The sequence below is a fragment of the Roseomonas sp. OT10 genome, from assembly GCF_020991085.1.
Lineage (GTDB): Bacteria > Pseudomonadota > Alphaproteobacteria > Acetobacterales > Acetobacteraceae > Roseomonas > Roseomonas cutis.
Map to the genome: position 1 here is coordinate 4,560,635 of NZ_CP087719.1, position 13,379 is coordinate 4,574,013.

12 protein-coding genes are annotated in these 13,379 nt (G+C 70.7%); 1 reads left to right on the forward strand and 11 read right to left on the reverse strand.

The features are described 5' to 3' along the window. Positions 1–53: 53 nt before the first annotated feature. Both LPC08_RS20780 and LPC08_RS20785 read right to left on the reverse strand, forming a co-directional pair. Positions 54–470: a Zn-ribbon domain-containing OB-fold protein gene (locus tag LPC08_RS20780; protein ID WP_230450140.1), complete on the reverse strand. Its 417-nt coding sequence runs from the start codon at positions 468–470 to the stop codon at positions 54–56. 11 nt (positions 471–481) lie between these two features. Then, positions 482–1,612 (reverse strand): thiolase family protein, encoded by a 1,131-nt coding sequence (locus LPC08_RS20785; protein WP_230450141.1) that lies wholly within the window; start codon positions 1,610–1,612, stop codon positions 482–484. 229 nt (positions 1,613–1,841) lie between these two features. On the opposite strand from LPC08_RS20785, the gene LPC08_RS20790 reads away from it, so the two are divergent. Beyond that, complete coding sequence (locus LPC08_RS20790; RefSeq protein ID WP_230450142.1) at positions 1,842–2,621, forward strand: SDR family NAD(P)-dependent oxidoreductase; 780 nt, start codon at positions 1,842–1,844, stop codon at positions 2,619–2,621. Positions 2,622–3,045: 424 nt separating this feature from the next. On the opposite strand, the gene LPC08_RS20795 is transcribed toward LPC08_RS20790, so the two are convergent. The 9 genes from LPC08_RS20795 to LPC08_RS20835 all read right to left on the reverse strand — a co-directional run bounded on the left by LPC08_RS20795 (position 3,046) and on the right by LPC08_RS20835 (position 13,354). Further along, positions 3,046–3,456: a Zn-ribbon domain-containing OB-fold protein gene (locus LPC08_RS20795; protein ID WP_230450143.1), complete on the reverse strand. Its 411-nt coding sequence runs from the start codon at positions 3,454–3,456 to the stop codon at positions 3,046–3,048. 8 nt (positions 3,457–3,464) lie between these two features. Then, on the reverse strand, positions 3,465–4,643 hold the full coding sequence (locus LPC08_RS20800) for a thiolase family protein (RefSeq protein ID WP_230450144.1): 1,179 nt from the start codon (positions 4,641–4,643) through the stop codon (positions 3,465–3,467). Positions 4,644–4,665: 22 nt separating this feature from the next. Continuing rightward, a complete protein-coding gene (locus tag LPC08_RS20805) occupies positions 4,666–6,282 on the reverse strand; it encodes an ABC transporter substrate-binding protein (protein WP_230450145.1) in 1,617 nt (538 codons plus the stop codon). A 35-nt stretch (positions 6,283–6,317) separates the two neighbouring features. After that, entirely contained in the window at positions 6,318–7,217 is a 900-nt protein-coding gene (locus LPC08_RS20810; RefSeq protein WP_230450146.1) for an ABC transporter permease, read from the reverse strand. Between the two features lie 12 nt (positions 7,218–7,229). After that, positions 7,230–8,183, reverse strand: a complete 954-nt coding sequence (locus LPC08_RS20815) for an ABC transporter permease (RefSeq protein WP_230450147.1) — start codon at positions 8,181–8,183, stop codon at positions 7,230–7,232. Between the two features lie 14 nt (positions 8,184–8,197). After that, positions 8,198–10,255 (reverse strand): ABC transporter ATP-binding protein, encoded by a 2,058-nt coding sequence (locus tag LPC08_RS20820; RefSeq protein WP_230450148.1) that lies wholly within the window; start codon positions 10,253–10,255, stop codon positions 8,198–8,200. Between the two features lie 84 nt (positions 10,256–10,339). Next, positions 10,340–11,338, reverse strand: coding sequence for a quinone oxidoreductase family protein (locus LPC08_RS20825; protein WP_230450149.1), 999 nt, complete (start codon positions 11,336–11,338; stop codon positions 10,340–10,342). A gap of 2 nt (positions 11,339–11,340) precedes the next feature. After that, positions 11,341–12,093, reverse strand: a complete 753-nt coding sequence (locus tag LPC08_RS20830; RefSeq protein WP_230450150.1) for an SDR family oxidoreductase — start codon at positions 12,091–12,093, stop codon at positions 11,341–11,343. Further along, entirely contained in the window at positions 12,086–13,354 is a 1,269-nt protein-coding gene (locus LPC08_RS20835) for an ABC transporter substrate-binding protein (protein WP_230450151.1), read from the reverse strand. Before LPC08_RS20835 ends, LPC08_RS20830 begins: the two co-directional genes overlap by 8 nt. Positions 13,355–13,379 lie beyond the last annotated feature (25 nt).

Genomic DNA, 13,379 nt, shown 5'->3' on the forward strand with positions numbered 1-13,379 from the left:
CCGGCGGTCCGCGCCGCCCGATGCCCACGCGGCCCCATGGGCCCGCGTCCCACTCAGCCGCCCAAGCGGAACTTCGGCAGGGTGAGCGTCTCGTCCACGCGTTCGAACGCCACCTCGACGGGGGCGCCGATGGGTGGATCGGCCGGCGCCTCGCCGGCGAAGTTGCTGAGCATCAGCGGCCCCTCCTCCAGCTTCACGAGGCAGACGAGGTAGGGGACATCGCCACGGAAGCTGTCCCAGTAGGCGCGGTGGAACCGCACCCAGGAGATCAGGACACCCTTCCCCGACACGGCCTCCCACGACTGTGAAGCGGAAAGGCAGGCCGGGCAGACGGGCGAGCCGGGATAGTGCCGGTGGCCGCAGTCGTCGCAGCGCTGCACGGACAGCACGCCGTGCCGGCAGTTCTCCCAGAAGCCGCGGCTGACGGGATCGATCTGCGGGCGGGGCTTGGCGGGAAGCGGGTTCTCCATCACGCGCCTCCTCAACCCCGGGTGTAGATGATGGAGCGCGAGCAGGGCGTGATGGCGCAGAACTGCGCCACCTCGGCGCCTTCCACCTGGCGCTCGCCGCATTCGCCGCGCAGCTGCCGTACCGCCTCGGCGTTCAGGGCCCAGCCCTGCATGTAGGAGTTGGAGAGGTGCCCGCCATCGGTGTTGGTGGGAAGCCGCCCGCCCAGCTTCAGCGTGCCGCCCTCGACGAAGCCGCCGGATTCGCCGCGGCCGCAGAAGCCCAGCCCCTCCAGGCTGAAGAGGACCGTGGGGCTGAAATTGTCGTAGCACATCAGGGTATCGACGTCCGCTGGCCCGACCCCGGCCATCCCGTAGACCTGACGGGCCACGTCGCGTCCCTGGTGGTACCAGCAATCCGGGTCGTAATTGGCGATCGAGGCCGTCTCGTAGGCTTCGCGCCCCCCGATGCCGGAGATCAGGATGGGCCGCTTCCGCAGATCGCGCGCCCGCTCCTTCGTCGTCAGGATCAGGCACACGGCGCCATCATTGATCAGGCAGTAGTCGAGGAGCCGCAGCGGCTCCACGATCGGGCGCGCGGCCTCATGATCGTCGATGCTGATCGGCTGCTTCATCACCGCGTCGGGGTTCAGGCAGGCGTGGTGGCGGAAGGCCACCGACACCTCGGCCAGCTGCCGCGTCGTGGTGCCGTAGAGGGCGCGATGCTGCTGGAACATCAGCGCGTGCGCAGCACCCGGCGAGGTGAAGCCGAAGGGGTCCCAGACGCCGGGGCTCTCCTCCCCGCCGTAGTTGACCCGCCGCGACCGCCCGATATTGGCGTAGATCAGCGCGGCGTAGTCGCAGAGCCCGGCATCCAGCGCCGCGGCGGCCTCGATGATGCCCATCGCTGACATGCGGCCATGCGGCGGCAACGGCATCGTCCATCGTGGCGAGAGGCCAAGGATCTCGCCCATGCGTGCGTAGTACGGGATGCGGCACACCAACAGCCCGTCGACCTTGTTCTTGTCGAGGCCGCAGTCGTCGACGGCGTGGCGGAACGCCTCCGCCCCCAGGCCGTAGTCGTCCTTCTCGGGGAAGTTGCCGTAGCGGGTGTTCCCCACGCCGACGACGGCGATCCGGTCCTTCAGATGGGTGTAGTCGCTCATCGGAAGGCGGGGCCCCGCGGGGCCTTCGGCGCGCGGACCGGCGCCGGCTCCTGTTGCATCGTCGGATCCTCCCTCTGCCCGCTTCGCGGGTCGATCCTGGCATCCGCCGGCGCCCGTGGCGTGCGGACCGCGTCGGCATTCATAAAATATAAAATGCCTTTTGCCACTGGCGCAGACAAGCGCCTTTCGCGATCCTCCCTCCGATTGCTTCAGGGAAAGGCCGGACGCCATGACGGCACCACTGCGGATTCCTGACCTGCACGGCAAGGCCGTGCTGATCACGGGCTCCTCCACCGGCATCGGCGCCGCCGTCGCGCGTGCCTTCGGCGCCCAGGGCATGCGGGTCGCCGTGCATGGCCATGCCCACCCCGAGGCGGCGGAGGCGGTTGCCCATGACGTCGAGCGTGCCGGCGGACATGCGGTGGTGCTGCGCGCCGACCTGCAGGCAACGGAGGACTGCGCAGCCCTGGTGCGTGACGCCCATGCCGCCCTGGGAGGGCTGGACGTTCTGGTGAACAACGCCGGTGGCGTGGTGGAGCGCCGGCCTGTCCGCGACGTCGACGACGCGCTCTACGACGCCATCACCGAGCTGAACGCGCGTTCCGTCTTCGCCTGCTCACGCGCTGCCCTGCCCATCATGGAAGCGCAAGGAGGCGGCTGCATCGTCTCCACCACCTCCCTGGCGGCGCGGAACGGCGGCGGCGGCCGCTCCGTCCTCTACGCCGCCTCCAAGGCCTTCGTCTCCACCTTCACCCGTGGCTTGGCCAAGGAAGTCGCGCGCTTCCACATCAGGGTCAACGCCGTCGCGCCCGGCGTCATCGACAAGCCGGGCAAGGCGGCCACCACGCCGACGCACCAGATCGAGGCATCGCTGCGGCAGACACCGATGCGGCGGATGGGAAGCGTGGACGAATGCGTCGGCGCCTACCTCTACCTCGCCTCGCCCCAGCTTTCCGGCTTCGTCACCGGCCAAGTGCTGGAGGTGAATGGCGGGCTGCTGATGCCCTGATACCGACGGCGGGATAACCTGACCCGTCGTGTTATGGCGTTCCAGCGTCGGACCGGGAGGGGACGCCGTCCCCTCCCAGACCCTCCCCTGCCGGGGCCACAAGCGGGCCCCGGACCCCGCTGGGAGTCTGGTGCTTCGTGGCTGCCGTCAGCCTGCGGGCTGAACCCTGACGGAGCACGGACAGGCGGGACTCCGAAAAAAGTTTCAAAGGGCATCAGCGAATGCTGCGGCCGTGTCCGCCGAGGAGCATGGCTCCTCGGCGCCTCGACCCCGTCGCAGTCATCCGCGCGGCAGCACTCCTCGGGTCCAGGGCCCGCAGGGTCCTGGCGGAGTGGGGGTACGGGGGCGAGGCAGAGCCTTGCCCCCGGGCCACGGACGCCCGTCCGCCAGACGTCACCGCATCATGCCACGCGTACGAAGCGTCTCACCCCTCCAGCCTGAAGCGGGGCAGCACGGCGCCGTCCGGCATGTCGTGGAAGACGAGCTCGACGCGCCGTCCGATCCAGCTACCGTCCGGCGCCGGGCCTTCCAGGTTGCTGATCATGACCGGGCCTTCGTCGAGTTGCACGGCGATGACGTTGTACGGCGCCGGATAGGCCGGCAGGTACTGCCTGTGGAAGATCACCCAGGAGAGGATGCTGCCCTTGCCGGAGATGGCGGACCACTCCAGTTCCTCGGACAGGCACGCGCTGCAGGCCGGGCCCGGAGGGTACTGCCAGGTGCCGCAGTGCCGGCAGCGTTGCAGCTGCATCCTGCGCTCGCGGATGCTCTGCCACATCGGACGGTCGTACAGCCCCATCACGGGGGCGGGCGTGGATGCGATGCCGGTGTCCATGGTGCCCCCTACCGTGCGTAGATCAATGAGACGGCCTTGCCGGCGACGTCCGAGGTATAGTGGACGTGGCTGCAACCCTCGACCTGCCGCTCGCCGCATTCACCCCGCAGCTGCCGGACGCATTCAATCTGGTGCGCCCAGCCTTGCATGTAGGTCTCCGACAGGTGCCCGCCACCGGTATTGGTCGGCAGCCGCCCGCCCGGTCCGATCCGTTGCTCCCGCAGGAACTTCCCTGCCTCCCCGAGCGCGCAGTAGCCGTAGCCTTCCAGCGCCAGGGGAACGTGAACGGAGAAGCTGTCGTAGACCTGGAAGACATCCATGTCCTCCGGCCCGATGCCGGCCATGGCATAGGAGCGCGCCGCCGCCTGGCGCTGCGCGGACAGGTAGAACTCCGTGAGGCGCGGCTCCAGCGCCGTGGCGCCACGGTTCAGGTCCGACCGGCCCACGCCTTCGATGAAGACGGGCCGCTCGCAGATGCGCTTCGCCCGCTCTGCCTCCGCGAGGATCATGGCGACGCCGCCGTCGTTGATCAGGCAGTAGTCGAACAGGTGCAGCGGCTCGCACACGTAGCGGGAGGACATGTAGTCCTCGATCGTGATGCGCTGCCGCATGATGGCGTTGGGATTCATCGAGGACCAACCGCGCTGCGCCACGGCCACCTCGCCCAGCTCTGCCTCGGTGAAGCCGCGCGCCTGCTTGTAGGCCTGGAAGGTGAGGGCGTAGAGCGCGCCCTGGGAGGTGAGGCCCCAGGGCGCGTGATAGACGTAGGAGAGGAAGGCATCGCCCCCCATGGCTTGCGGCCCGCCATACTGGGTGCCGGCCGTGCGCTGGTCGTTGCCGTAGACGATGGCCACCACGTCGGCCAGGCCGCTCTCGATCGCCATGCAGGCCTGCGTCACGGAGAGCACGGCATCCGCCTGGTCGCCCCAGGCGGGGTTGATGCCGAGCACCTCGCCCAGGCGCTCATAGGCGGTGGTCGGGCCCGCGATCAGCCCGTTGACCTCGTCCCGCCGCAGCCCGGAATCCCGCAGCGCCGCCGAGAAGGCCCGCAGCGCGTAGCCGTAGCAATCCGCCGGCTTCTCGCCGGCCCGGCTGCGCGCCCAGTCGCCCACCCAGTCGGTATGCCCGATCCCCACCACCGCGGCGGCACGCCGCAGCCTCGGCGCCGCCTGATGCTGCCCGCTCATGTCCCTTCTCCCTCCATGGCCCTCATGCTGCGAGCCAGACGTCGCCCAGGTCCTGGTAGATCATGTGGGTCGGCGCCATGGACCAGCCGCGGACGCGGCTGTTCATCACCACGATGCGCTGCCACCACAGGATGGGGACGGCATAGGACTGCTCCAGCAGCCGCGACTCGAACTGCCGGACCAGCTTCTTGCGCTCCGCCGTGTCGATGGTCTTCGCCTGCTCGTCGAAGAGGCGGTCGAGCTCGCGGTCGGTGGCACGTGCCACCGCGACCTCGGCGCGGTCGTAGGAGATGTACTTCACCAGCACGTTGGTCGGGTCGTCGCTGAACTGGGTGAAGGAATCGACGAAGGCCTCGAAGTTGCCGCTGTTCTGGGCCGCGTACCAGGAGGACAGCTCGACCTGCTGATGCTCGGCCCGCACGCCGATCTGCCGCCACTGGTCGATCATGAAGATGCCGGCGGTGACATAGGGCTGGTGGTTGCGGTCCAGCAGGGTGAAGGTGAGGTTCTCCGCCCCCGCCTCCCGCAGCAGGCGCCGGGCCTCGGCGCGGTTCGCCGCCAGGTCGCGGCCATAGCCCGGCCACTTCTCCATTTCCTCCGGGGTGGCGGACCATTCGCTGCCCGGGCGCACCAGCCCGCCCACCTGGCCGAGCTGGGAGATCTTCGACAGGTTCCGGGAGCCGCCCCAGCGGTCGATGGCCAGGGACAGCGCCCGCCGTACCCGGGGATCGTCGAACGGCTTGCGCTGGCAGTTGAAGGTCAGGATCATGTGCAGCATCCAGCTCGACTCCTGGACCCGCGCATCCTCCCCCAGCGCCTTCACGATCCGGTCGCGCTCGTTGGGCGTGAAGCCGCGGAACTCCGCCAGGATCTGCCCGCCCGACAGCGCGTTCACCATGGCGGCGGGCGACATGGTGATGGCCCGGAAGCCATCGAGATACGGCCTCCCCTGCCGGAAGTAGCCGTCGAACCGCTCGCCGACCCAGTGCGAGCCGGCAACATGCTCCACGAAGCGGAAGGGGCCGGTGCCCATGATGTTGCGGGCCGGGAAGTTCGGGTCCGCCTTCAGTCGCGCGGCGCTGAAGATCGAGTTCCAGGGAGAGGCGAAGGTGTCCATGATGGAGGCGTCCACCGCCTTCATGCGGAACACCACCGTGAGCGGGTCCGGCGTCTCGATCGACGCGATCTGTCCGAAGGAGGGTTGCCGGTTCGAGACCACGCCCTCCGGCGGCGCGCGCATCCGGTCGTAGCTGGCCTTCACGTCCTCGGAGGTGAGGAGGGTGCCGTCATGGAAGCGGACGCCGGGGTGCAGCCGGAAGGTGTAGGTCAGCCTGTCGTCGCTGGCCGTCCAGCTTTCCGCGAGGTCGCCGACGATGTTGGGGTAATTGCCTGGCTCGTAGCGCAGCAGCGTGGAGTAGTGCGGCGCCACGCGGTGCATGACCGCGAAGGTGCCCGTCGCGTGCAGGTCGTAGGTCGGGGGTTCCGCGGCCACGGCGAAGGTCAGCGTCCCGCCGCGCTTCGGCGCCCCGTCCGACTGGGCCCGGGCCGGCCCCGGGCCGCCCAGGCCGCCGCCGATCAGGGCCGGCAGGGCCAGGGCGGCCCGGCGGCTCAGCATCCTCCGGCCGATTGCATCCGTCATGTTCGTTTCCTTCCCTTGTTCTTGAACCGCGCCGCTCAGGTCCGGAACCGCGGATCCAGCCAGTCGCGCAGCGAGTCCCCCAGCAGGTTGAAGGCGAAGACCGCGAGCGAGATCGCGATCCCGGGGAACAGGATCATCCACGGCGCCTCCTGGTAGAAGTTCGACGAATCACCGGCCAGCATCAGCCCCCAGGCGGGCTTCGGCTCCGACACTCCGAGCCCGAGGAAGGACAGGGACGCCTCCAGCAGGATGGCCTGGGCGATGTAGGCGGTCAGGAGGATCAGGTAGGGCGCCACCACGTTGGGCGCCATGTGCCGCAGGATGATGTGGAGGCTGCCATAGCCGCCCGCGCGCGCGGCATCGATATAGGGCATGGCCCGGACGCCCAGCGCCGCCGCGCGCACCACGCGCGCCGCGCGCGGCACGATGGGGATGGCGATGGCGGCGATGAGGTTCGCATCGATCCCCAGGATCGGCCGGTGCCCGACCACCGTGACCATGACCAGCGCCAGGACGATGATCGGGAAGGACAGCACGATGTCCACGAAGCGTTGCAGCACCAGGTCCACGCGGCCGCCGAAATAGGCCGAGGTGATCCCCAGCAGCGCGCCGGCGGTGCAGCCGAGAAAGGAGGAGAGGAAGCCGATGCTCAACGCGGTCCGCGCGCCGTAGATCAGCCGGGTCAGGATGTCACGCCCGAAGGCGTCCGTGCCCAGAGGGTGCTCCGCCGAGGGCGGCGCGAGCATCGAGGCGAAGTCGATCGCCTCCGGGTCGAAGGGCGCGAGGGAGTCCGCGAAGACCGCGGCGAAGGCCATGGCCAGGACGACCAGCAGGCCCGCCATCCCCAGCGGCTGGGCGGCGGCGAAGCGAATCAGCGCCAGGTCCGACCAGTGCCAGCGGCGCCGTGCCTGCCCACCTTCCACGAAGGCGCTCATGTCCCGCTCCCCTCAGGCCTGGCGCACGCGCGGATCGAGCACGCCGTACAGCATGTCGACCAGCAGGTTCATGGTCACGAAGACCACGGCCAGCAGCATCACCAGCGCCTGCACCATGACGAAGTCGCTGCGCGTCACCGCCTCCACGAACAGGCGCCCGATGCCGTTCAGGTTGAAGACCTGCTCCGTCACCACCAGCCCGCCGATCAGGAAGGCGAACTCCAGTCCGACCACGGTGATCGCCGGCAGCAGGGCGTTGCGCATGGCATGGCGCGTCACCACCCACCGCTCGAACACGCCCTTGGCACGCGCGGTACGGATGTAGTCCTCCCGCATCACTTCCATCACGGAGGAGCGGACCATGCGCGCCACCACGGCCGCATAGCGGTAGCCCACCGCCAGGGCAGGCCAGATCAGCTGCGCGATGTTGTCGACGGGCGACTTCCAGAAGGGTGTGTAGGTCACCGGCGGCGACCACTGGAACAGCGTCAGCAGCCCCAGGATCACCAGCATGCCCAGCCAGAAGGAGGGCACGGCCAGCCCGGCCGTGGTGAAGATGCGCACCGCGTAGTCGATCCAGCTGTCGCGGAACAGGGCCGATACCGTGCCCAGGGGGACGGCGATCAGCACGGCGATGATCGCCGCCATCAGGGACACCTGCATGGTCAGCCCGATCCGGACGCCGATCTCCTCGGCCACGGGGCGGCCGGTCCACATGGAGGTGCCCAGGTCCAGCGTGGCCAGCCCGCGCATCCAGTCGGCGAACTGCACGACCAGGGGCCGGTCAAGGCCCAGGCGCGCCCGCTCGCTGTCGACGATCTGCTGCGTCACCTGGGCGCCGTCGCTGCGCAGCTTCATCTCCACGATGTCGCCCGGCACAACGCGCAGCATGAAGAAGGTGAGCACCGCGACCCCGAGCAGGGTCGGCACCATCAGCGCAATCCGGCGCAGGGCATATCGCAGCATCGCGTCCTCCCTCCTCAGATGCGGATGCAGGCGGCCAGGTGACCCGCCCGCACCTCGCGGAGGGACGGCACGGCCTCCGCGCACTCCGCGACGGCCATCGGGCACCGCGTGCGGAACACGCATCCCGACGGAGGCGACAGCGGGGAGGGCAGCTCGCCCCCCAGGGCACGCGGAAGCCGCCTGCGCTCCACGGCCGGGTCGGGGACGGGGGCCGCATCCAGCAGGGCGCGGGTGTAGGGGTGCTGCGGCGTGGCATAGAGGGCGTCGCGGTCCGCCACCTCCATGACATGGCCGAGATACATCACCACCACCCGGTGCGAGAGGTGCCGCACCACCGCCAGGTCGTGGGCGATGAACAGGAAGGACAGGCCCAGCTCCGCCTGGAGCTCCGCCAGGAGGTTGATGATCTGGCCCTGCACGGAGACGTCCAGCGCCGACACCGCCTCGTCGCAGACGATGAAGTCCGGCTCCATGGCGAGGGCGCGGGCGATGCCCACGCGCTGCCGCTGCCCGCCCGACATCTGGTGCGGGTACCGCTCCGCCATCTCGGCGGGCAAGCCGACCTGGCGCAGCAGCGTCGCGCACCGCTCCCGCGCGGCGTTCCGCCGCAGGCCCAGCCGGCGGGTTAGCGGCTCGCGGATCGTGTCGCCCGCCGTCATGCGGGGGTTCAGCGAGCTGTAGGGGTCCTGGAAGATCACCTGCATGCGCATCCGCAGCGCCTGCATCCGCTTCGCGGACGCCTGGGTCACGTCTTCGCCGTCGAACAGGATCTCGCCGCTGGTCGGCTCCTCCAGGCGCAGCACCATCCGGCCGACCGTCGTCTTGCCGCAGCCGGACTCGCCCACCAGCCCGAGGGTTTCGCCCCGCCGGACGCTGAAGGACACCGCCTCGGCCGCCCGCACGGTCGCCGTGCCGCCGAACAGCCCACGGGCGGGGACCGCGAAGTGCTTCGTCAGGCCACGGACCTGCAGCAGGGGAGAGGGCGCGACGGATCGCGCCGCTCGCGCCGCCGCGCCGGCGGCGACCCGGCGCGGCATGGCGCCCGGCATCTCGTCCGCGCGATGGCACGCCGCCTGGCGCCCTGCTCCCATCCTCCGCAGGGGGGGATCGCGATCGCAGCGGGGGATGCGGGCGGTACAGCGGGGCGCGAAGCGGCAACCCGGCGGCGGCCGCAGCAGGTTGGGGGGCAGTCCCTCGATGGTCTCCAGCATCCCGGTGCGCGGCTGGTCCAGCCGCGGCACGGAACGCAGCAGCCCGATGCTGTAGGGGTGGCGCGGCGCGGCGAAGACCTCCTCCGCCGGCCCCTCCTCCACCACGCGGCCGGCGTACATCACCGCCAGGCGGTCGACGTAGCGCGCCACGATGCCCAGATTGTGGGTGATGAGGATGAGGGTGATCCCCAGCCGACGGGACAGGTCCTTCATCAGCTCGAGGATCTGGGCCTGGATCGTGACGTCGAGCGCGGTCGTGGGCTCGTCCGCGATGATCACCTTGGGATTGCAGGCCAGGCCGATGGCGATCATCACGCGCTGCCGCATGCCGCCGGAGAACTGGTGCGGGAACTGCCCCAGCCGCCGCTCCCCGTCCGGGATGCCGACCAGCCGCAGCAGCTCCACGGAGCGGGCCCGCGCCTCCTCCTCCGACAGGCCGAGATGGATGCGCATCGGCTCCGCGAGCTGCATGCCGATGGAGAGCACCGGGTTGAGGCTCGTCATCGGCTCCTGGAAGATCATAGCGATGTCGCGGCCGCGCAGGGCGCGCATCTCTCCCTCGGGCAGCGTCAGCAGGTCGCGGCCGCCGAAGAGCACCCGCCCGCCGACGATCCGCCCGGCCGGACGGGACAGCAGCCGCATCACGGACAGCGCCGTCACCGACTTCCCGCACCCGGATTCGCCGACCAGGCCGAGCGTCTCGCCCGGCTGCACCGACCAGCTCACGCCGTCCACCGCCCTGACCGGCCCGGCACTGGTCGCGAACTCGACGGTCAGCCCTTCCACGGCGAGGATCGGTGCCACGGGCGCCTGCAGGCTCGCACCCGGAGCCTCGTCGAGCATCGGCAGCGTACCGATCACGATAGCCGTTCCTCCCCGTCTTTTCTTACATCATATAAAATACCTCAAAACCCGGCAGCGCAAGCGCCTCCCGCCCGGATGCCCTCATCCGGGCGCCGGCAGCAGGATGCTCGCGCCGGTCGTGCGCCGGGCCTGGAGGTCGCGATGCGCCTGGGCCGCGTCGGCCAGGTCGTAGCGCCTCCCGACAGCCACGCGCAGCGTTCCCGCCGCGAGCGCCGCGAACACGTCCCGTGCCCGTGCGAGCAGCTCCGCGCGATCCGCCGTATGCGTCACGTAGGCCGGGCTGGTGACGTAGAGCGAGCCGAGCGTGTTGAGCCGGAACAGGTCGAAGGGCGGGACGGGGCCGGAAGCCGATCCGAAGCTGACCAGCAATCCACGCGGCCGCAGGCAGAGCAGCGAGGCCTCGAAGGTCTCGCGTCCCACCGAGTCGAAGACCACGGGCACGCCCTGGCCCCCGGTCAGCTCCCGCACGCGTCCGGGCAGGTCGTCGCGCGGATGCACGACGACATGGCGGCAGCCGTTCGCCAGGGCGATCGGCACCTTCTCCTCGCTGCCCACCACCCCGATGACGGTGGCGGAGCGGGCGGAGGCCCATTGGCACAGCAGCGAGCCGACCCCGCCCGCGGCAGCGTGCACCAGGATCGTCTCGCCCTCGCGCACCGGGTAGGTGGTGTGCAGCAGGTAGTGGGCGGTGATCCCCTTGTTGAAGGCGGCGGCCGCCAGCTCGTCGCCCACCCCGTCCGGCACGGCCACGAGATGCGCCGCGCGCACCACGCGCAGGTCGGCGTAGGAGCCGACCGGCGGAAAGGAGTACACGACCCGCTCGCCCGGCCGCACCGTGTCCACCCCGGGGCCGGCCTCCAGCACCACCCCCGCCGCCTCGATCCCCAGGGGTGCCGGGTAGGATGGCAAGGGATAGCGGCCGGTGCGGTGCTGGATGTCGATGAAGTTCACGCCGATCGCGGTGTGGCGCAACAGCACCTCGCCCGGCCCCGGCGCCCCGACCGGCCGGCTCTCCAGCCGCAGCACCTCCGGCCCGCCGGGACGGTCGATCAGGACGCAGCGCGACGGCCGCCCCTGCATCCTCAGCGCCCGCCCGACACGGTGACGTTGGTGCCCAGCACGTAGGAGGCCTCCTCCGACAACAGGAACAGGATCACCCGCGCCACCTCCTCCGGATCGGCGACGCGGCCGATCGGGACGGTGGGCACGAGCCGCGCCAGCCGGTCGGCCGGGTTCATCTCCGTCTCCGTCAGCCCGGGGCTGACGGCGTTCACGCGGATGCCGCTGCGCGCCACCTCCTGGGCCAGCCCGATGGTCATGCTGACCACCGCGCCCTTCGAGGCGGCGTAGTGCACCCGCTCGCCGGCGCTGCCGCGCACCGCGGCGACGGAGGCGAGGTTCACGATCGCCCCGCCCGGCCCGCCGCGATCCGTCGCCATCCGCCGCACCGCTTCACGCGCGCAGAGGAAGGCGCCGATCACGTTGGTGTCGATCAGGCGCCGCAGCTCCGCGACCGGCAGGTCGGCCACCGTGGTCGGGCCGCCGTTCAGCCCGGCATTGTTGACGAGGCCGGTCACCCTGCCGAAGCGGGCCTCCGCCGCATCGAACAGCCGCGCCACGTCGGCTTCGGCCGCCGTGTCGGCCTGCACCATCAAGGCCTCGCCGCCCGCCGCCCGGATCGCGTCGGCCACCGCCTCCGCGGGCTCCCGCCGCTCCAGATAGCTGCCGACGACGCGCCAGCCGCGGGCAGCGGCCAGGCGCGCCGTGGCGGCGCCGATGCCCCGGCTGGCGCCGGTGACGACGAGGACGCCGCCCCTCCGCCGCTCCTCAGACACGGGGCCAGATCGGCTCTGCCGTGGCGAGGGAGGCCGGATAGACGGGCACGGCACGCCCCCCCTGCCACTGGATGATCACCAGCTCCGCACCGATCCGCCGCCCCTTCTCGTCGAACTTCAGCCGCCCGCCGGGCGACAGCTTCGCGACGCCATCGGTCAGGTCGAAGGCGCGCATGGCATCGGCCACCTTGCGGCGGTCCGCCGTGCCGGCCCGCTCCGTGGCCTCGCGCAGGATCATGATGTCGGTGTAGGTCATGATGGAATCCTGGTTCAGCCAGGGCTCCCCGGTGCGGTCGGTGAAGCGCTTGGACAGCTCCTCCTGCCCCTTGCCGCCCCAGTTGGCGACCACGCCCATCAGCCCCTCGATGACGTCGCGGCCGATCACCTGCCCCAGCTCCGGGGCGCCGATCGCGCCGCCGTTGCTCACCTTGGGCAGCCGGTCTCCGGCGAGGCGGTACTCGGCGAACTTGTCCATCAGCAGCTTGATATCGGGTACGTTGCTCATCAGCGTGAGCAGGAACTGCGGCCGGGCGCTGCGCACGCGCTGCACAATCGAGGTCGCGTCGGACAACGGCGGTGTGTAGGTCTCGTCCACCACCGCGCGGAGCTTGTTCCGCTCCAGTTCCGTGGCGCGGAGCGGGCGCATGAAGCTGGTGGCGGAGGCGTCGTTGCCGCCGATCAGCCCCACCGTCGTCGGCCGGGAGCCGGTGGCGCGCTGCGCCAGCTCCAGGATGGTCGGCAGCACCTTGGCCGCCTGCTCGTCGGCCGTCGGCGCCATCTGGAAGACGTAGCGGAAGCCGCGGTTGGTGATCAGGTCGGAATAGGACAGGGTCAGCCAGGGGAGCTCCGCCCGCTCCGTCACCTCCGTCACCGCGAGGGTGAAGCTGCTGAACCACGCCCCCGTGCCACCCACCAGGTCGGGATGCTGCGCCACCATGCGCTGCGCGGCATTCTTGGCCTTCTCGGCGGAGTCGCCGGCGTCGAACACCACCAGCTCCATCTTGGCGCCGCCGAGCGCCTTGATGCCGCCGCCGGCGTTGATCTCGTCGATCGCCATGTCCGCGCCGAGGCGCATGAGCAGGCCCTGGCGTGCCCAGGGACCTGACATCGGCGCCAGCAGCGCCACCTTCACGGTCTGTCCCTGGGCCGTCGCCGGGCGGCTGCCCAGTGCCGCCGCCCCCGCGCCCAGCCCGAGCGCCAGGGCCGTGCGGCGCGGCACCGCCGGCCCGAACGCAACCCTCGTGCGGTTACCCTGATCCATCGTCCGTCCCTCCTTGTTCGTGTTC